Source organism: Novosphingobium panipatense, assembly GCF_900182875.1.
Classification (GTDB): domain Bacteria; phylum Pseudomonadota; class Alphaproteobacteria; order Sphingomonadales; family Sphingomonadaceae; genus Novosphingobium; species Novosphingobium panipatense.
This window is the reverse complement of record NZ_FXUI01000014.1, coordinates 66,565-84,145: the sequence shown is the minus strand read 5'-3', so window position 1 is coordinate 84,145 and position 17,581 is coordinate 66,565. Positions and strand designations below refer to the sequence as shown.

The 17,581-nt window shown below is 64.0% G+C and carries 14 protein-coding genes and 2 pseudogenes; 4 read left to right on the top strand and 12 right to left on the bottom strand.

Annotated features, from left to right (window positions below):
• Positions 1-471: 471 nt before the first annotated feature.
• The 4 genes from QOL62_RS16270 (at position 472) to QOL62_RS16255 (ending at position 5,906) form a co-directional block, all read left to right on the top strand.
• Positions 472-1,473, top strand: coding sequence for a glycosyltransferase (locus tag QOL62_RS16270; RefSeq protein WP_283406991.1), 1,002 nt, complete (start codon positions 472-474; stop codon positions 1,471-1,473).
• Positions 1,474-1,543: 70 nt separating this feature from the next.
• Positions 1,544-3,007 carry an oligosaccharide flippase family protein gene (locus QOL62_RS16265; RefSeq protein ID WP_283406990.1) on the top strand — a complete coding sequence of 488 codons (1,464 nt, stop codon included), beginning with the start codon at positions 1,544-1,546 and terminating at the stop codon, positions 3,005-3,007.
• A gap of 94 nt (positions 3,008-3,101) precedes the next feature.
• Entirely contained in the window at positions 3,102-4,010 is a 909-nt protein-coding gene (locus QOL62_RS16260) for an aspartyl protease family protein (RefSeq protein WP_283406989.1), read from the top strand.
• Between the two features lie 75 nt (positions 4,011-4,085).
• Positions 4,086-5,906, top strand: coding sequence for an ABCB family ABC transporter ATP-binding protein/permease (locus tag QOL62_RS16255; RefSeq protein WP_283406988.1), 1,821 nt, complete (start codon positions 4,086-4,088; stop codon positions 5,904-5,906).
• A gap of 64 nt (positions 5,907-5,970) precedes the next feature.
• Here the strand turns inward: QOL62_RS16255 and QOL62_RS16250 are convergent, their stop codons facing one another.
• From QOL62_RS16250 to QOL62_RS16200, 12 genes and pseudogenes are all read right to left on the bottom strand, one after another.
• On the bottom strand, positions 5,971-7,449 hold the full coding sequence (locus QOL62_RS16250; RefSeq protein ID WP_283406987.1) for an aldehyde dehydrogenase: 1,479 nt from the start codon (positions 7,447-7,449) through the stop codon (positions 5,971-5,973).
• Positions 7,450-7,463: 14 nt separating this feature from the next.
• A complete protein-coding gene (locus tag QOL62_RS16245; RefSeq protein WP_283406986.1) occupies positions 7,464-8,288 on the bottom strand; it encodes an HTD2 family dehydratase in 825 nt (274 codons plus the stop codon).
• A 70-nt stretch (positions 8,289-8,358) separates the two neighbouring features.
• A pseudogene (locus QOL62_RS19935) lies at positions 8,359-9,249 on the bottom strand (SMP-30/gluconolactonase/LRE family protein); the annotation flags it as partial.
• Between the two features lie 82 nt (positions 9,250-9,331).
• Positions 9,332-9,535 carry an NAD(P)-binding domain-containing protein gene (locus QOL62_RS19930; protein WP_379503088.1) on the bottom strand — a complete coding sequence of 68 codons (204 nt, stop codon included), beginning with the start codon at positions 9,533-9,535 and terminating at the stop codon, positions 9,332-9,334.
• Between the two features lie 65 nt (positions 9,536-9,600).
• Positions 9,601-10,206: pseudogene (locus QOL62_RS19925) on the bottom strand (NAD(P)-dependent oxidoreductase); the annotation flags it as partial.
• 20 nt (positions 10,207-10,226) lie between these two features.
• Positions 10,227-11,411, bottom strand: a complete 1,185-nt coding sequence (locus tag QOL62_RS16230; protein WP_283406985.1) for a CaiB/BaiF CoA transferase family protein — start codon at positions 11,409-11,411, stop codon at positions 10,227-10,229.
• Positions 11,408-12,580: a CoA transferase gene (locus QOL62_RS16225; protein WP_283406984.1), complete on the bottom strand. Its 1,173-nt coding sequence runs from the start codon at positions 12,578-12,580 to the stop codon at positions 11,408-11,410. The genes QOL62_RS16230 and QOL62_RS16225 overlap by 4 nt, the downstream gene beginning before the upstream one ends.
• Positions 12,581-12,589: 9 nt before the next feature.
• Positions 12,590-13,798 carry an FAS1-like dehydratase domain-containing protein gene (locus tag QOL62_RS16220; protein ID WP_103728651.1) on the bottom strand — a complete coding sequence of 403 codons (1,209 nt, stop codon included), beginning with the start codon at positions 13,796-13,798 and terminating at the stop codon, positions 12,590-12,592.
• A 196-nt stretch (positions 13,799-13,994) separates the two neighbouring features.
• Entirely contained in the window at positions 13,995-14,642 is a 648-nt protein-coding gene (locus QOL62_RS16215; RefSeq protein WP_283406983.1) for a GntR family transcriptional regulator, read from the bottom strand.
• A 9-nt stretch (positions 14,643-14,651) separates the two neighbouring features.
• Entirely contained in the window at positions 14,652-15,890 is a 1,239-nt protein-coding gene (locus QOL62_RS16210) for a CaiB/BaiF CoA transferase family protein (protein WP_283406982.1), read from the bottom strand.
• A gap of 124 nt (positions 15,891-16,014) precedes the next feature.
• Complete coding sequence (locus QOL62_RS16205) at positions 16,015-16,389, bottom strand: c-type cytochrome (protein ID WP_283406981.1); 375 nt, start codon at positions 16,387-16,389, stop codon at positions 16,015-16,017.
• Positions 16,390-16,522: 133 nt separating this feature from the next.
• On the bottom strand, positions 16,523-17,515 hold the full coding sequence (locus QOL62_RS16200) for a YihY/virulence factor BrkB family protein (protein WP_283406980.1): 993 nt from the start codon (positions 17,513-17,515) through the stop codon (positions 16,523-16,525).
• Between the last annotated feature and the right edge of the window lie 66 nt (positions 17,516-17,581).

The following is a 17,581-nucleotide window of genomic DNA, read 5'->3' as shown; positions in this document are numbered from 1 at the left end:
GGCAAATTTAAACTACGCCATAGAGCCCGAAGCTCCCAAGGCGCAGGCGCCGTCGCCCACATGTCCCTTCATCAAAAACTACAATGTCAAAGATCACACCAGACAAAAAACCCCGACAACTACACATCCCCGATTTTTATCTCGAGGAGCACGTTGCCCGTCTATGTCGGCGACCGCAGCAGCCGGTGAAAGCCGGTGTGTTCCGCTGCGGTGAAAGCGCCTCTAAAACCCACCCACGATTCGGTCAAACACTAATTTCAAAAATGTTTTCAACAGACCCCGGTGGCCGCGATGCGCCTCTTCCAGGCACCCATATGGGCAGACCCTCCAGACCCTCCAGACCTTCAAGACCGGCAGCATCGGCCGGCGGCATAAAAAGATCCCGAACCCTTTCTTTACCAGCTAAGGGTTACCACGCGTTGATCGAGAACAGGCCCGCGTGGCGGGCATGCCAAGGAACCACGGACCTTCATGCCTGAGCCGGCCGTCACTGTAGCCATGAGCGTCTTTAACGGCGCGCCGTTCCTGTCCGAGGCTATCGAGAGCGTTTTGGGCCAGGATTTCGGCGACTTCGAGTTCCTCATCGTCGACGACGGCTCCACCGACGCGTCCCCCACCATCGTACGTGACTATGCAGCGAAGGACAGCCGGATACGCCCGATACTGCGGGAAAACCGGGGCCTGGTGGCCAGCCTCAATGAGATGATCGAAAGCGCGCGGGCGCCCCTCATTGCCCGCATGGACTCTGACGACATCTGCCGACCTGATCGATTCAACCGGCAGGTCAGGTTTCTCAACGCAAATCCTGACTACGGGGTCGTGGGGAGCTGGAGCGAAGACATCGGCGTTCATGGCGAACCCCTTGTCCGCACGGGTGCCGATCACCCGGTGACCCACGAAGAGATGGTATCTTCGATCCAGTCCGGAGGCCCGCTCATCTGTCACCCTGCGGCCATGTTCCGCCGCGAGATCGTTCGTGCCGTCGGTGGCTATCACTCCGCCTTCGTGCATTGCGAGGATCTTGATCTGTGGTTGCGCCTGTCCTCCGTCACCCGGCTGGGCAACATACCGGAGCGCCTGTTGAAATACCGACGTTATCCCGATCAGGTTTCGTCCCGCCATGCGATGGAGCAGCAAATCGGATCCGTCGTGGCGCACGCGGCCTGGCGGGAACGCCGGGCCGGTCGGCCTGACCCGACCGCCAGTCTGCTTCACCTGCCTCCCATCGACGAACTCGACACCCTGTTCGGACAGACCGGGCTGGCCTGGACGGTGCGGGAGCAAGCGGCGCTCGGCCTTCTCTACTCACCCGCAGCCCTGCGGGGAGAGGGATTCGAGTTTCTCCTCAGCTACCTGAAGGACGGTGGCCGGCGCGAGGGGATGTGGCGAACCGTGCTGCGGCTCGTTCGCTTTGGCGAGCCCCGGCGCGCGCTTCGCCTGGCATGGCTGCTGCTTCGATCCTCCGGAGCCTGACGCTTCCATGTCTTCACACATGGAGCAGGAAGCGAGGCCTTCGGCGACCACGGGCCGCGGCGAGGGCAGCGTGAAATCTGCAGCTCTGTGGGCTGCGGGCAGTCAGTACACGCAGTTCGTCCTGCAGTTCGCCACCTCGGTCATCATCTCCCGGTTCTTCCTGAGACCTGACGAGATCGGCCTGTTCTCGGTGGCGCTTGCCGCAGCGATGATCCTGTCGGTCATTCAGGACTTCGGCCTGACGCGCTACCTCGGACGCCATCCCACGGCCGACGGCGAGACGATCCGGCACTGCACCGTCGTCGCGGTGGGCTTCTCCTTCGTGCTCGCGACACTCATCCTGGCCGTCGCGTCTCCGTTGGCCCGCTTCTACTCCGAACCGCGGCTCTTCCCGATTCTGGGACTGATCGCCGCCTCCTATCTGCTCACGCCCTGGAGTATCGTGCCCGTCGCGCTGCTGTCGCGGAAGCTCGACTTCAAGGGGACGTTCCTCGTCAACGTGGCCGGAGCCGTGACGAACAGCGGTTGCGCGCTGGTACTTGCGGCTTCCGGCTTCTCGGCCGAGTCCCTTGCCTGGGCGATGATCGCGCAAGCCGCTGCGCGCGCCGGGGTAGCGCAATTCCTCAATCCCGCGCGGCCAGGCGGCCCCATCCGCCTAGCCAGAGCCCGCGAGATTATCGGCTTTGGATCGGGCAGCGCGCTCCTCTATCTTTCCGGCGGCATCGGCATGCGCACTCCGGACCTTGTCGTTGGCCGGATGCAAGGCATGGCGGCGGCAGGGCTTTTCAGCCGGGGTCTCGCCCTGGCCTCCCAGTTGCACTACCTCGTGGCTGGAGCGGTAAGCGCGATCTACTATCCGGCTTTCGCCCGACTTCGCGACGAGGGCCGCGACCTCGGACCTTACTATGAACGGGTTGTTGCCGCCCATGGGGCGATCGTGTGGCCTGCGATGGCCCTGCTGGCCGTCCTGAGCGAGCCGATCATCCTGCTGCTGTACGGCCCCGGCTGGGTGGATGCGGCACCATTGCTGGCCTTTGCGGCGCTTGCGGAATGCTTCTTCGTGGCCCTGCCCCTGCACATGGATCTGCCGATCCTACTGGGGCGCCTGCGGCAATTGCTGGTGCTGAACCTGGCGGACACCGCCCTTTCGGTGACGACGCTCGCACTCGGCGCGGCCATCAGCGTCGAGGCGGCCGCGGGTTCGCGCCTTGTCTATGGAGCGGGGTGGTTCTGTCTCTACGCCGTGTGGCTCCACCGCCTCGTCGGCTTCACATGGAAGGCCATGCTGAAAGTCTACGTCACCAGCGCCGTCATCGCTGTGGCGACGATCGTGCCCGCCGTCATTGCGGTCACGGTCTGGCGGACGCCCTCGACCATGGGCTTCCTTGAGCTGGCCGTAACGGGCTTTGCGTCGGGTCTGACATGGCTTGCCGCCGTGATTCTGGTGAGGCACCCCGCCCGGGCGGATCTCCTTGGCATGCTCCTGCACGCGACCGGGCCGATCCGGGCGCGGCTTAATCCCGGTACCGGCTGAACTAGCGGGCTTTTTGAGCGTGGCGTCCCTCCGGCACACGTGATACCCTGGAGACCTGGCAGAAGCGACGCGTAGTCGCCGCCGGGAGGATGCGATGTCTGCAGCGAGCATGGCACTGGCGATGCTGATCGCCGATCCGGTGATTCTTGGCGCCACGCCCCCGCCGATCTCGCAGGAGAAGCCGGCCGACGACGTCGTCCAGGCGGAGGCCGACACCTATGACCGCATGACGATAGAGGCGGTGGTGCACGGCATCGGCCCGTTCCGCTTCATCATCGACACCGGTTCCCAGCGGACCGTCTTGTCGACGGCTCTCGCCGCCACGCTGGGTCTGGCGGAAGGGCCACAAGTCCGCGTGGTGGGCATCGCCGGCTCGAGGCACGTGACGACGGCTCAGGTCCACTCGATCGCCGTGGGGGCGCTTTCGTTTCGTAACCTGACCGTTCCTCTGCTCGAACGGATAAACATCGGCGCCGACGGTATCCTCGGCACGGACAGCCTCCAGCATCAGCGTGTCCTGCTCGATTTCACCCGCAACCGGATCAGCATCGCAGATAGGGCCGCCACGGCCACGCGCGGCGAGTTCGAAATCGTGGTGCGGGCAAAGCGCCGCTCCGGCCGCCTCATCCTCACGAATGCTCTCATCGATGGCACACGCACCGATGTGGTCATCGACACCGGAGCCAGCGGGACGATCGGCAACCGGGCGTTACAACGGTCCCTCGCCCGCAAGCGGCAGAAGGCATTGGGTACCAGCGAAGTGTCAAGCGTGACGGGCCATCTGCTTCCGGTGGAGCTTGCGGTCGCCGGGAAGCTGGAGCTTGGACGCATGACCCTTTCCAATGTGCCCGTCGCCTACGCCGACGCCCCGGCTTTCGCTGAACTCAGGCTGGACAGGAAGCCGGCCATATTCCTCGGCATGAGGGAGCTTCGGGCCTTCAAGCGCGTGGCGATAGACTTTTCAAGCCGCAAGGTTCTGTTCGACCTTGTCGACGCGAAGTAGCCAACATTCCAGTCGCCAGGCCATTCCGAGACATTGCCGGATTGTTTCGAGAGGCGCATTGCCTAAATAGCAGCGATGCCTCCAGATACCGCCGTACGTGATCCCCAAGCCCGCCATGACGGCTGGCGCACCCTCCTCCGCTTCCTGCCCTACCTTTGGCCAAAGGGGAATGCTGCGCTTCGGTGGCGGATCGTGTGGGCCTGCGTGTTCATCCTCCTGTCCACCGCAACGCAGTTGATGTTGCCATACCTGATGAAGTGGGCGATCGACCTCATGGGAACGAGCGGCCCCAAGATGGTGCGGCTCGCCATGCTGATGGTGCTTGGCTACTCGGCCGGACGCCTCGCCCAGACGGCGTTCGACAACTTGCGCAACATCGTCTTCGAACGCGTGGGCCAGGAAGCCACGCGGCAGCTTGCAGAGAACGTGTTCGGCCAGCTTCATCGCCTTTCGCTGCGGTTCCATCTCGCCCGGCGCACGGGCGAGGTCACGAAGACGATCGAGCGCGGCACGAAGAGCATCGACACGATGCTTTACTTCATGCTCTTCAACATCGCGCCGACCATCCTGCAGCTCGCGGTGGTGGCAGTCATCTTCTACGTCAATTTCGGTCCCGGGCTTGTGATAGCCACGGCTGTGGCCATCGCCGCGTACATCTGGGTGACTCGCGTGATCACCGAATGGCGCACGAAGCTGCGCGAGCAGATGAACCGGCTTGACGGTCAGGCGCTCGCCCGTGCGGTGGACTCCCTCCTCAACTATGAGACGGTGAAGTATTTCTCGGCGGAGAAGCGGGAAGAAAAGCGATACGCACAGGCGACCGGCGCCTACGCCGTCGCAGCTGTCAAGAGCGAGAACTCGCTAGGCCTGCTTAACATCGCCCAAGGCCTGGTGGTGAACCTGCTGATGGCAGGCGCCCTTGGCTGGACCGTCTATGGCTGGTGGCGGGGCGAGTATACTGCGGGCCAGCTCGTCTTCGTGCAGACGTACCTCACGCAGCTTTTCCGGCCTCTCGACATGCTGGGCATGGTCTACCGCACCATTCGGCAGGGCCTGATCGACATGGCTGAGATGTTCCGGCTGCTCGATACCGAAGTGGAGGTGCCCGATGCTCCGGGCGCTCCGGCACTGATCGTCCGGCAGCCCTCCATCGTGTTCGACGACGTCGTATTTGGATACGACAAGGACAGGACGATCCTTCAGGGCCTTTCCTTCGAGGTTCCAGCGGGGCAGGCGTTCGCAATTGTCGGCCCGTCTGGTGCGGGAAAATCCACCATCGCCCGCCTATTGTTCCGCTTCTACGATCCCCTCTCCGGCCGCATTCTGATAGACGGGCAGGATATTAGGAACGTGACTCAGGCGTCCCTGCGCAAGGCGATCGGCATCGTCCCGCAGGACTCCGTCCTGTTCAACGACACCATCGGCTACAACATCGGCTACGGCCGCGAAGGAGCCGGCGCGGACGAGATCATCGCCGCAGCACAGGGTGCCGCCTTGACCGGATTGATCGCCCGCCTGCCACAAGGCTTCGACACGGAAGTGGGAGAACGCGGTCTCAAGTTGTCAGGGGGAGAGAAACAGCGGGTGGCCATTGCCCGGACCCTGGTCAAGAACCCGCCGATCCTCATCCTGGATGAGGCGACGAGCGCTCTCGACACCCGCACCGAGCAGGATATCCTGGCCACCCTGCACCGAGTGGCCGAGCACCGCACGTCTTTGACGATCGCCCATCGTCTGTCGACGATTGCAGACGCGGACCGGATCCTCGTCCTGAACGAGGGCCGGCTGGCGGAGAGCGGCCGCCATGCCGAATTGCTGCGCCGCGATGGCCTCTATGCCGAAATGTGGGCGCGCCAGGCAGCGGAGGCCGAAGAAATCGGCGAAGCGGCCCAATGAGCTTTCCCCTCTCCCCGCGCAAGGTGAGGCCCAGTTGTCAGAGTCGGCTTCGACGGACAGGGGGCTAGAACTTCATCGAGAAAGGATCTCGGCGGTCGCCTGAGAAGTCGATGAAGACGTTCTTCGTCTGCATGAACTCCAGGATGCCCGCCTCGCCGCGCACGCGGCCGTAGCCGGAATCCTTCATACCGCCGAATGGCGCTTGCGGAGCGGCCACCCGGTACGTGTTAACCCAGACAACCCCGCTCTGGATCGCCCGCATCATGCGAAGGCAACGGCTGATATCCTGGGACCAGATGCCGCTGGCAAGACCATAGGCGGTGTCGTTGGCGATCTGGACGGCTTCGTCCTCCTCGTCGAAGGGAATGATGGAGAGGACGGGGCCGAAGATCTCTTCCGAGGCGACCTTCATCTCGTTGCGAACGTCGGCAAAGATGGTGGGCTGGATGAAAAAGCCGTTTTCCAGCCCCGGACCTTCCGCCCTGCCGCCTCCTGCGACAAGGCGGGCGCCCTGCCCCTTCGCGTCTTCGATGAACGAGAGGATACGGTTGAACTGCGGCTCGTTGGCGGCTGTGCCCATCTCGGTCTCGGCCAGTCGCGGATCGCCCATCCGTATCCGTGCAGCACGCCCGGCAAGACCTTCGACCATCCGCTCATATATCCCGCGCTGCACCAGCAGCCTCGACCCGGCGATGCATGTCTGCCCGGTCGCACCGAAGATGCCGGCCAAAGCGCCAATAAGGGCCCTGTCGAAGTCCGCATCGTCGAAGACGATGTTGGGCGACTTACCCCCCAACTCCAACGTCAGCGGCTTCAGGTTGTGCCCCGCCGCCGCCGCGATCGCGCGTCCGACGCCAGGGCTGCCGGTGAAACTGATCTTGTCGATCCCGGGGTTGCTGACCAGCGCCCTGCCCGTGTCCGCCTCTCCCGTCACGACGTTCACCACGCCTGCCGGAAAACCGGCGCGCTCGATCAGCCGCGCAATCTCCAGCGTGGTGGTGGACGCATGTTCCGACGGCTTCAGGACGACGCAATTGCCGGCGGCAAGAGCGGCGGGCAGTGTGTTGCACAGGATGGCGACGGGGGAGTTCCAGGCCGTGATCGCACCGATGACGCCATAAGGCACGCGAATAGCGAAATCGAGCGTGTCCTTCTGATCCAGCGGCACGACATCGCCATGCATCTTGTCGGCCCAGGCGGCGTAGTAGCGGAAGATACGCGCCGCATATCCCATCTGGTTGTGAGTTTCGCGGATGACCTTGCCGTTGTCGGTGGTCTCCAGCAGCGCCATCCTCTCGGCATCCCCGTCGAGCAGGTCCGCAACCCGGTTCAGCAGGCGCGCACGCTCGCCAGGGGTGGACTTGCTCCATACCGCCTCGAAGGCGCGGCGCGCCGCACGGACCGCCGCGTCCACATCCTCCTCGGTGGCGACGGCGATATGAGCGTGAACCGACTGGTCGTAAGGGTTGATCGCCGGGAGCGTACGCCCGCCGGACCCTGCGCGCCACGCGCCATCGATATAAAGCTGGTAGGTCTGCGTCATCATCATCTCCGGCGTCAGGCGGTGCGCACGGTGGCGATCATGTTGCGGCTCTCGCCCTGCTGGGTCCAGAGCTGCGCTCCGCCCTCCTCGGGCTCTCCGCAGATATGCAGCGAAACACCATCGAAGGCCGGCTGCTGTCCGCGAAATTCAAAGCTCGCGATGGGTCTGTCGAGACTGCTGGCCGCCAAGCGGATCAGCAAGGCCGCCTGCAAGGGCCCATGCACGACGAGCGCTGGATAGCCCTCCTCAGCCATGGCGTAAGGCCGATCATAATGAATGCGATGCCCGTTCATGGTGAGGGCCGAGTAGCGGAACAGCAGGACCGTGTCTGGATCGACACTGCGCGTCCACTTCGCCGGAGGTGCCGGCATGGCGGTCGGCATCGGCAGGACGCCGGGCGCAGGTTCGCGATAGACGAGGTCCTGCTCCTCGGTAACGGCGAGCCCGTCGCGGCCCGCAAGTTCATGGCGGACGGTGACGAAGACAAGCGTTCCGCTGCGCCCGCTCTTCTCGGCGACGTTGACGATTGTTGACGTACGACGCACCTCGTCGCCCAGAAACAGGGGCTTGTGGAACGTCAGGCGCCCGCCTGCCCACATGCGGCGCGGCAACTTAACGGGCGGCAGGAAGCCTCCCTTGGCGGGGTGGCCGTCCGCCCCAAGTCCCTGCGGCGGCCTGACGTCCCAGAAATGAAGCCAGTGGTCCAATGCAGGGAGCGGATCACCCGCTTTCAGTATGCCGTCACCACCAAGCGCCAGATCCAGCGCATTGCTGCGGCCGGCGTCCAGAACGTCGCTCGTGCTCTGGCTGCGTCCGAGCCAGTCTTCAAATCCACTCACGCATGATGTCCTTGTTGCACGGTGCCGCTCACTTGCAGACGCGGCGGCAGGAAAGCCCAATCCCTCATGATCACCCGCGCTGATGGGGCAGCGGAAGCCCGGCGCGCGGCCATTCCGCAGCTATGAGCAAGCCGCGTCCGGAAACCGTTATGTACGCCGTCTTCCTGTCGGCCCCGCCGAAGCAGATGTTGGTGCAATACGGTTCCGGCCCTTGCCAATACTCCAGCTTCTCCCCTTCTGGGGAGAAGACGGTTATTCCGCCCGTGACCAGCGTGGCGACGCAGATATTGCCCTCCTCCTCAAGCGCCATGGAATCGAACCGTTGGTAGCCTTTGGCATGCCCGTGCAGAACGCCACCGTTCGGTGAAGGCCAGGGCTCGCGCAGCACCTGCCCACCTGCGGCCACAGTCCAGCGCCACAGGCGGCCGGTTTCCGTCTCGGAGACGTAAAGGGTCTTCTCATCGGGAGACAGCGCGACGCCGTTCGGGGTCAGCACCGGGAAAACGGCTTCCCGGATCCATGAACCGTCCGCCGCCGCGTGGTATACCGCGCCCGTGTCCATGACGCGGCCGTAAGTCTTGCCATGATCGGTGAACCACATGTCCCCCTGCGCATCGAAGGCGATGTCGTTAGGGCCATTGATCGGCACGCCATCGCAGTGCGTGTAGAGGGTAGTGACCTCTCCGGTCCCAAGGTCAACCCGCTGGATGGAGCCGCCTGTATAGTCGTGCGCCCGCCCGTGCGGACGCATGTATCCCATGGTGTCGAAGATGTCCTCCGTCAGCCAGTGGAAGCCGCCGTTGTTGCACACGTAGCATGCGCCGTCGGGACCTATGGCGGCACCATTGGGACCGCCGCCAAGCTCCGCCACAACCGTCTTGCTACCGTCCTCCTGCACACGAATGAGGCGCCCCCCCTTGATCTCGACGACCAGGACCGTACCGTCGTTCATCGCGATCGGGCCTTCGGGAAACAGCAGGCCATCGGCGATGACCCGGTATTTCAGCTCGCGTTCCTGCATCCTGCTCTCCCTTCGATCGCCGCTACTTGCGGTCGACCACCTCCACGATGGCGGGAAAATATCGCTCTCCCAGGCCCTGATCGATCGCCGCCTGGTAATACTCGGCGGCCAATCTTGGCAGCCTTGGCTCAACCCCCATCTGCTCGGCCAGTTCGATGGTGTAGGAAAGATCCTTGAGGGTGTAGGCCATCGGGAAGGCCTTTTCAGGGAACACCCGGGCGGCCATGGCCTTGAGCCCGTGGTTGCGCAGAGCGAAACTGTCACCCGAACCGAGCGAGCGGCCTCCACTAACTTTTCGCGGGTCACCCCGGCCCGCTCGGCCACCACGAACATTTCCGCCAAGGCCGCCACCTGTTCGAACAGCAGGGTGTTGTTGATGAGCTTGACCACCTGCCCGCAGCCGATGCCGCCGCAAAGCGTGACGTCCGATCCCATGTAGCGCAGCAGCGGCTCGATGCGGGCGAAAACCGACTCATCCGCGCCAACCATGATGGAAAGCGTACCTTCTACGGCTGCCTGCCGCGTCCGCGCCACCGGCGCGTCCGCAAAGACCATGCCGTGATCCGCCAGCAGAGAGGCCACGTCGCGGGCATCGGCAACGCTCGTCGTGGACAAGTCCACCACGACCGTGCCTTTCGCGGCATGCGCAGCGATTTCTGCGGCGACGGCCCGGACCTGCTTTCCGCCTGGAAGGGAAAGGAAGATGACCTGCGCCGCCCGAGCCACATCTTCCACCGAAGCCGCGGCAACCGCTCCGACATCGGTTTGGGTCCGCAGAGCCTGTGCGTTCATGTCGAAGGCATGAAGCGGCTTCGGGTGTCTGCGCACCGCATTGGCGCACATCCCGCCCCCCATGACGCCCAGCCCGATAAAACCTAGGGTCGGTATGTCGCTCATGCCCATCCTTTCCACCGTGATCAGTAGATCACCTGCTCGTCCTCAAGCCGGCGGCGTTCCTCCCGACCGATCTGGAGGATTTCGCCAAAAACGTAGTCCTCATGCTCGCCAAGCGCCGGCGTTCCGCGAACGATACCGATCTCCTGGCCCTTGGACAGGCGCATCGGCACGCCGACCGCAGCCCGCACGGTGCCGTCGGGCTCGGAAACCGGCACGATCGCCCTGCGCTCGCGCAGATGGGGGTCAGCGGCCAGTTCCGGTGTGGTCCAGGACACGTGCGCGGCAATGCCGGATTTCTGCAAGGCTGCAGCGGCCTGTGTCGCATCCTGCCGCAAGGCCCATTCGCTGATCAGCGCATCGACCGCTTCGGCATGGGCGCGGCGGCCTTCTTCGCTGCGGAACCGCGGGTCATCAGGAACACCGGCCACACGCACGAACGCCTGCCATCGGGCGTCGTTCTCGATCGCAAGTGCCAGCCAGCGGTCCTCTCCTGCGGCCCGGTAAACGCCATGCGGCGACATGCGCGGATGCGCATTGCCCGAACGCGCCGGCTGCCCGCCGGCCGCAGCCAGCAGGAGCTGGTCGCCGATCAGGGAGGCGGCAACCTCGCGTGCGGCAACGTCGACGTGTGCGCCCCGGGCCGTCCGGCGGCGACGGTGAAGAGCCGCCATCAACGCGACAGCCGCGTTCATCCCGACCGTGTGATCCATCACGTGGCGCACCTCCACCGGGGGGCCGTCCGCGTAGCCTGTCAGTTCACCCAGTCCGCCCCAGGCGCCAAAAAGAGGCGCATAACCCGCGAAGTACGCATCCGGACCGCTCTGCCCGGAAGACGATATCGAGAGCAAGACGATGTCTTCGCGCACGCTTTTCAAGGCATCGTATCCCAACCCCAGCCTTGCCATTACACCCGGACGGAAGCTTTCCGCAGCAACGTCACTGGCTGCGACGAGGCGCCTGGCGAGTGCGACCCCCTCCGGTTTCTTGAGGTTCATACGGACCGACAGCTTGTTCGATGCCACTTGATCGAACGTCGCCGGCCCTTCTCTCCCATAGACCGGATGCGGCTTGCGAAATGCATCGGGACGCATGGCGCTTTCGACTTTGATGACTTCTGCGCCGAGTTGCGACAGCAGGTGCGTGCAGAAGGGACCTGCGTTGTGCACGGTGAAATCGGCGATGCGGATGCCTTCCAGCGGCTTCACGACACCGCCTCCACGGCCTTTCCGGCGGGCAGTTCAGGGGGGGCGCCGCAAAGGCTGAGCGGTTCGTCATCGAAGTGGAAGGGCGACACAAGCACATCGAGCATTCCCGTCCCCTTGACCGAAATCTTCTGGAAGAGCGCCCGGTGCCACTCCTGCTCTCCCGCGAGGATATCAGCCGGGCTCTTGTAGCGGGCGAGTGGCACGTTCAGCCGCTGCCCGGCCGTGACGATCTCATCGGCAGTCCGGAGGCTGGCCCATTCCCGGATGTGGCGATTGATTTCGGGGCCGCGTCTGCTGCGCTCAATGTTGTCGGCCAGCGTGGGGGCGAGCGCCCAATCCGGGCGGCCCAGCAGTTCGACAAGCCCCTCCCACTGCCGCTGCTCCAGCGTGAGCAGTTCCACGAAGCCATCTGCGCAGGGGATCACGCCGCCATATCGGAAACTGCGCTCCACCCGATGTTCGACCGAACCGTCGCCAAGGCGCTGGATCGCAAAGGCGCCGACCGCAAGCATGGCGTCCTGACTGGAGACATCAACGGCTTGCCCGCCGACCTCCCCTCTCGCCCATAAGGCGGAAAGCGCGCCGAGAGCCGCAGCAACACCACCCTGCATCTCGCCGAAATACCCGCCGATCTTGAGGGGTGCCCGGTCAGGAAACATCTCCACCGCGAGCCCGTTGGGCAGCAGATTGCCCTCGCCGCCCGCGTGCTGGACGATGAGGTCTGTGCCCTTCCATTCAGCTTTCGGACCCTCGCTGCCGAACGGCAGGACAGAAACATGGATGAGATCCGGAAACCGGGCGGCGGTGGCTTGTGGGTCGAGCCCCAACGCCTCTCGCCCCGCAACGGGAGTGTCGTCAACAAGGATGTCGGCCGCGCTCAACGTCTCCGCCAGCGAGGCCGCTCCCGCCGCTCCCCGGGGGTCGATCACCTTGCTTTCGAAGCCTGCGGCCAGATAGGCGAACAGAGCGCTGGTCTGCGTCAACTCCCCGCCTGAGGCAGGGAGGAAAGGAGGCTCGCGGCGAAGGGGGGAGCCGCCAGGCGGCTCCACCAGGACCACCTGCGCACCAAGCGTACACAGCATCCGGGCGGCATAGGCCGCCGCCACGCCGTTGGCGATGGCCACAACCCGCGTGCCGCTCAAAGGTGCGCCTTGCTCCTCCGCCGCCATGACGCCCTCTTACCGGACCACCGGCAGTTCGAGATCCAGCCCGGAACCGTCGACGAACACCTTCGTGTTCGGATCGAGCGAGGGAAGGACCACAGTGGCGAGGCCCGGCGTCGTCAACTCCCCGCGCTGGTTCTCCCCCTTGATCTCGATATCGACGAGCGCGTAGCCATCCTTGATGTACTTGCGCGTAACTGTTCCGCGAGCCCACGTGCAATCGCCCATCGTGTTGAAGCGGCTCATTCGCGTCTTGATGCGCTTGAGGAAACCGGCGTCCCCCATCCAGTTGCTGATGAGCGAGGCCATCCATGCCGAGCGCTGCGGTCCGTAGTCGTATACGCCGGGCACGCCCACCTCCTTGGCGGTGGATTCGCGATGGTGGCCGATGCCCGTGTATTCGATTCCGCCGCCAGCTTCCGGGTTCCGGAAGAAGTGGCCAGGGTGTTTCACGGCGTTCTTGAAGATGACACCGTGCGTGTGGCCGCGTCCGCATCCGACGAGGAAGCCCATCGTGTCCATGAGGCTCAAGGGCCCGCGCACGATCTCAGGGAGGGTCTCGCCTTCCTGCACTTCTTCCCAGTAGCGCACGTTGCCGCCGCGGATGTTCTTTTCCTCGTTCAGGATCGCGTGATCGATGTGCTCGAACTCTTCGGGAGTATATTCGTGCGTCTTGATGTCGGCATACTTGCCGGCTTCCCGCGCAGCCTTGCGTTCATGGCGGGTGCAGGTGCCGAGGGCGCGCGCCACCAGTTCGCCACGCTGGTTGAAGTAGCTCGCTTCCACGTACTGCAGCACCAGAGTGCCGGAGAACTGGCTTTCCTTCACATCCACCCCGACGACCCGCTCGATCGCATTGATGCGATCACCAGGCCGGACATGACGGAACATTTCCCAATCGTTCCCGGCGTAGAAGCCGTGGACGCCGGGCAGCCCCCAACGCGTCCTACCGACCCAGCCAAAAGCCATCGGGAAATTCGGGTGGGCCAGCATGGAGCCGTGCCGGGTCAGACGGCCATGCTCCAAATCGCGGTAGAGCGGATTGAGGTCACCGATCCCGTTGCAGAAGTTCCGGATCGTATCTTCGGTCGCATCCTGCAGATAGGGACCTTCCGGCCGCAGCTGCATGCCGATCATGTTTTCGGCGGCCTTGATGGCGTCCGCCGTGATCTTCCCTTCCGCCGGTGCTGCTCCGACCTCCTTTTCCTTCACGTCCACTGCCATTGCTGATCTCCGTTCGACGCGGTCAATCCATGATCGCCGCTGATGATGGATGATGCATTATTTTGCCAAACTGCCAGTGTCCATTGCGCCCGGCCGTAGATCGGCCGGTATCGCCAAGGCGTTGCAGCGCGGGAGAAGCGGGCACGGACTGGCACCCTCTCCTGCGAGGCGGAAGAATAGCAGCGCTGAAGGTGCCTTAGGTTGCCGTGCCGGCGACGGAATTGCGCAGTTCGCGAAAGCCCGCTTCGATGTGCTCCCGCGTGGCCAGCATCGCCGCAGCTGCATCACCCGCGATCAGGGCGGCCAGCATCTCGTCGTGTTCGTCCGCCGCCCGGCTGACCCGTCCGTGCAACCGATTGATGAGGTCGAATGGATAGCGCGCCCAGAGAATCTGAACGAAATGCAGCGTCTGCGGCATTCGCGCAATTTCGAACATGCGGTGGTGAAAGCGGTAGTTTGCAGCCCGCGCGCCCTCGTTGTCACCGGCGTCGAAGGCGCTGGCGAATTCGGCGGCCATCGTGCGCAACTCACCGATATCGGCAGCCGTCACCTTCTCGACCGCCGCCCGTACGAGCTGCGTCTCCAGGAGAATGCGCAGGGACAGCACCTCGCTCGATGCCTCCAGGTCGAAAGGCGCAACGGTCGCGCCGCGGAAGCTGTCTCCAAGCACGTAGCCTTCGGCTGCAAGGAGCTTCAGCGCCTCCCGTACAGGAGTGATGCTCGTATTCAGCAGCGTCGCGATTTCCTGCTGTTTCAGGCGAGAGCCCCGCGCGATCCGCCCGGAGATGATGCCTTCGCGCAGAAAATCGGCGACTTGCTCTTCTTTCGTGCGGTACTGCATCATGCCGGCTTGCTACCCTTTTTCGCCTGCACCCTTCCGAACGGGCGACCATGCGAAGTCGCCCGGTTGATAGGCGCGGGCAGCGCCCGATGACAACAGTTCGTCCACCCCGGCAGCATCGTAGCCGAGTTCACGCAGCAATCGGGTGGTATCCTGACCCACCTCCGGCGGGGGACGATTGCCAGCAACGCAGCGGGCGCCGGGAAATTCCGGCACCTCGAAGTGAAGGCCGCGGAAGCTGAGTTCTCGCAGCTTGCCCGGCTGCCTCGCCTGCGGCCTTTCCAGAACCCGCTCCAGCGGCATGACCTCATGAAAGCCTATGCCCGCATCCTCCAGCCGCCTTTCCAGCTCCGCGAAACCGAAGCCGGACACCGCCAGCGCGACGGCGTCTTCTATCTGTTCCCGCGCCTTCTTCCGGTCTCTCAGCCGCGCAAAAGCGGGGTCGTCCTGCTCCGCCATGTCAAGCGCCTGCGTCAGCCGCGCCCAGTGCGCGTCTGTCAGGACCAGCAAGTAAACCCAGCGCTGATCCGCGGTGACGTAGGCGCCGTAGCCGGGCATCGAGAACTCACCGCCGCCTTCCTTTTCCAGACGCCCAAGCAGCTGCGTCTTGAGCTGCATCCCGGCGAGATCGCGGGCGGCAAGGTGAAGCCCCGTCTCGTAAAGACCGATCTCGATCGTCCGCGCCTCCGCACTGGCAGCGGGATCCAGCATCGCCGCCAGAACCCGGATGACGGCATAAGTTCCTGCGAACTGGTCATGATAGGAAGGGCCAAAGCGCGTGGGCCGCCCATCCACGCGATGATCGTCCATCGCCCCCGTCGCGGCTTCGGCGATCGGGTTCGTCATCAAACCGTCGGCCAGCGGGCCATGCGTATAGCCTCTGATGTGCACGTGCACGATCCCGGGGTTCACCGCCATGCAGTCCTGCGCGGTCAGGCCCAGCTTCCGCGCGGCGGACGGCGCAAGATTATGGATCACGACGTCGGCCGTGGCAGCCAGCCTTCGGAAGACGTCCTTGCCGGCTTCAGCCGTCAGGTCGAGGCACAGCGCCTGCTTGGAGTGGCTGTAGGCGACGATCGTTCCGGACGGTCCGCCACGCACGAGCGAGCGCGTGGTGTCCCCGCCCGGCGGCTCGATCTTGATAACCTCCGCACCAAGCTGCGAAAGGATGTGAGTTGCGAACGGCGCCGCAATCATCGTGCCGAGCTCCAGCACCCGCTTACCTGCGAGGGGAAGAAAAGGTTCGTCCATAAGCTGCCACTGACAGATAATGCATTATCCAGCAAGGAGCGGCGGATCGCCCGGCTGATATGAGGGCTGCTGTGAGGCTACCCGACAGCGGCTCCTGCCAACGATCGCGCGGGGCGGATCGTCGTCAAGACGCGGGTGCTTTCAGGTAGGCAAGAAGCGCCGCACGGTCCTCTGCCTTCGCCAGCCCCCGGAAGGTGAGACACATGCCGGGATCGGTCGACTGCGGCGCTGCAAGGAAGGCGTCGATCCTGGCTTCGTCCCAAATGAAATCCCCTTTGCGCAGTCGTTCGGAATACGTGAAGTTCGTCACCGCTCCCGCCTTGCGGCCGACGATGCCTTCGAGATGCGGTCCGGTGGAAGGCCGGTCAGCGGCTCGTGTGGAATGGCAGGCGGCACAGCGGATGAACTGGGCCTGCCCCTTCTGCTGGCTCGCCTCGCTCGCCACCGGCACCCCCAGTCCGAGGATGACCACCGATCCAACGAGGGAGAGTGTCGCCATCATGTAAATTTGCATCGTCCCACGCTTTTCCCGCGATCAACCAAAGAGCTCCGGCGTTATTAGATCTTCCCAGCCTCGGTGGAAAAACGCATTTCCTGCCCTTGCTGATCGGATCGGCGGATGACGCGACTTTTCAGGAAGCGCTTGCCTGCCGGTTGCCGTCAACCTCGGCAGCAACGGTATCGGCGGCATAGGCACCGCGTTCACCCATAGGAAGTTCGGGACCTGTGGTCGTGTCACGCGCGGTCTGGCGTTCGATTTCGCAGTTCAGCTCTGCGCCCAACAGGAGCGTGTAGGCGGACAGGTAGAGCCAGGTCAGCAGCACCATCGCCGCACCGAGCGATCCATAGGTGGCGTCATAATTTCCGAAGTTGGCAACGTAGAGGCCAAAGCCGAACGTGATGAGGATCCAGGACAGCGAGGCGAAGATCGATCCCGGTGTCAGCCACTTCCATTTGGCGTGCGCGCGATCAGGACCATAGCGATAGACCCCAGCCGCCATGCCGCTGCCGACAATCCCGACGACGAGATAGGACGCCAGCTTGGCCAGCCCTGTCAGGAACGGCGGAGCAGCCGGGAACATGGCCTCGACCGCCGCCATGGCTGCGATTGCGATCATCGCGAGTATGGCCACAAGGACGCTGCCGACGGCGATTGAAAAGGCAAGGAGGTTGACGCGGATGAAGCTGCGCGTCTCCTCCTCGTCGTACGCGATGTTCAGCGCGGTGATGAGTGCGGACGCGCCTTTCATCACGCCGTAAAGGGCAATGCCGAGCGCGATGATTAGCCCGAAACCCTTTTTTCCGTCTGACGTGCTCACAACGTTGGCGAGTTGCTCACCGATCAGCCTGGCAGCATCCTCGGGCATCATCGCAGTCAGGGATCCGATGTTGGAAGCCACAGTCTCCGGTGTAGCGACGAGCCCGTAGGTCATGACCAGTGCGCCAAGCGCGGGCACCATCGCCAGAATCGCACAGAACGCCACGCCCGATGCGATCAGGCCGAGGTTGTCGTTTCCGGCTTCCCGCCAACTGCGCAAGAGGATCTGCTTCCATCCCGCTGCCGGTATGGCCACAGGCGTTGCGGCCCGGGCACCCGAAGCGTCGGCATTCTGCATGGTCGGCATCAATAAGCTCCCTGTCTTGAAAGCCCAACAAGTCAGCCGAAGATGCGTTCCTTCCGGAAATATGAC

Coding starts and splice junctions, on each gene's coding strand:
- QOL62_RS16270 (WP_283406991.1), top strand. CDS start 472: ATGCCTGAGCCGGCCGTCACTGTAGCCATGAGCGTCTTTAACGGCGCG.
- QOL62_RS16260 (WP_283406989.1), top strand. CDS start 3,102: ATGTCTGCAGCGAGCATGGCACTGGCGATGCTGATCGCCGATCCGGTG.
- QOL62_RS16255 (WP_283406988.1), top strand. CDS start 4,086: ATGCCTCCAGATACCGCCGTACGTGATCCCCAAGCCCGCCATGACGGC.
- QOL62_RS16250 (WP_283406987.1), bottom strand. CDS start 7,449: ATGACGCAGACCTACCAGCTTTATATCGATGGCGCGTGGCGCGCAGGG.
- QOL62_RS19930 (WP_379503088.1), bottom strand. CDS start 9,535: ATGGCCGCCCGGGTGTTCCCTGAAAAGGCCTTCCCGATGGCCTACACC.
- QOL62_RS16225 (WP_283406984.1), bottom strand. CDS start 12,580: ATGGCGGCGGAGGAGCAAGGCGCACCTTTGAGCGGCACGCGGGTTGTG.
- QOL62_RS16220 (WP_103728651.1), bottom strand. CDS start 13,798: ATGGCAGTGGACGTGAAGGAAAAGGAGGTCGGAGCAGCACCGGCGGAA.
- QOL62_RS16215 (WP_283406983.1), bottom strand. CDS start 14,642: ATGATGCAGTACCGCACGAAAGAAGAGCAAGTCGCCGATTTTCTGCGC.
- QOL62_RS16210 (WP_283406982.1), bottom strand. CDS start 15,890: ATGGACGAACCTTTTCTTCCCCTCGCAGGTAAGCGGGTGCTGGAGCTC.
- QOL62_RS16205 (WP_283406981.1), bottom strand. CDS start 16,389: ATGGCGACACTCTCCCTCGTTGGATCGGTGGTCATCCTCGGACTGGGG.
- QOL62_RS16200 (WP_283406980.1), bottom strand. CDS start 17,515: ATGCCGACCATGCAGAATGCCGACGCTTCGGGTGCCCGGGCCGCAACG.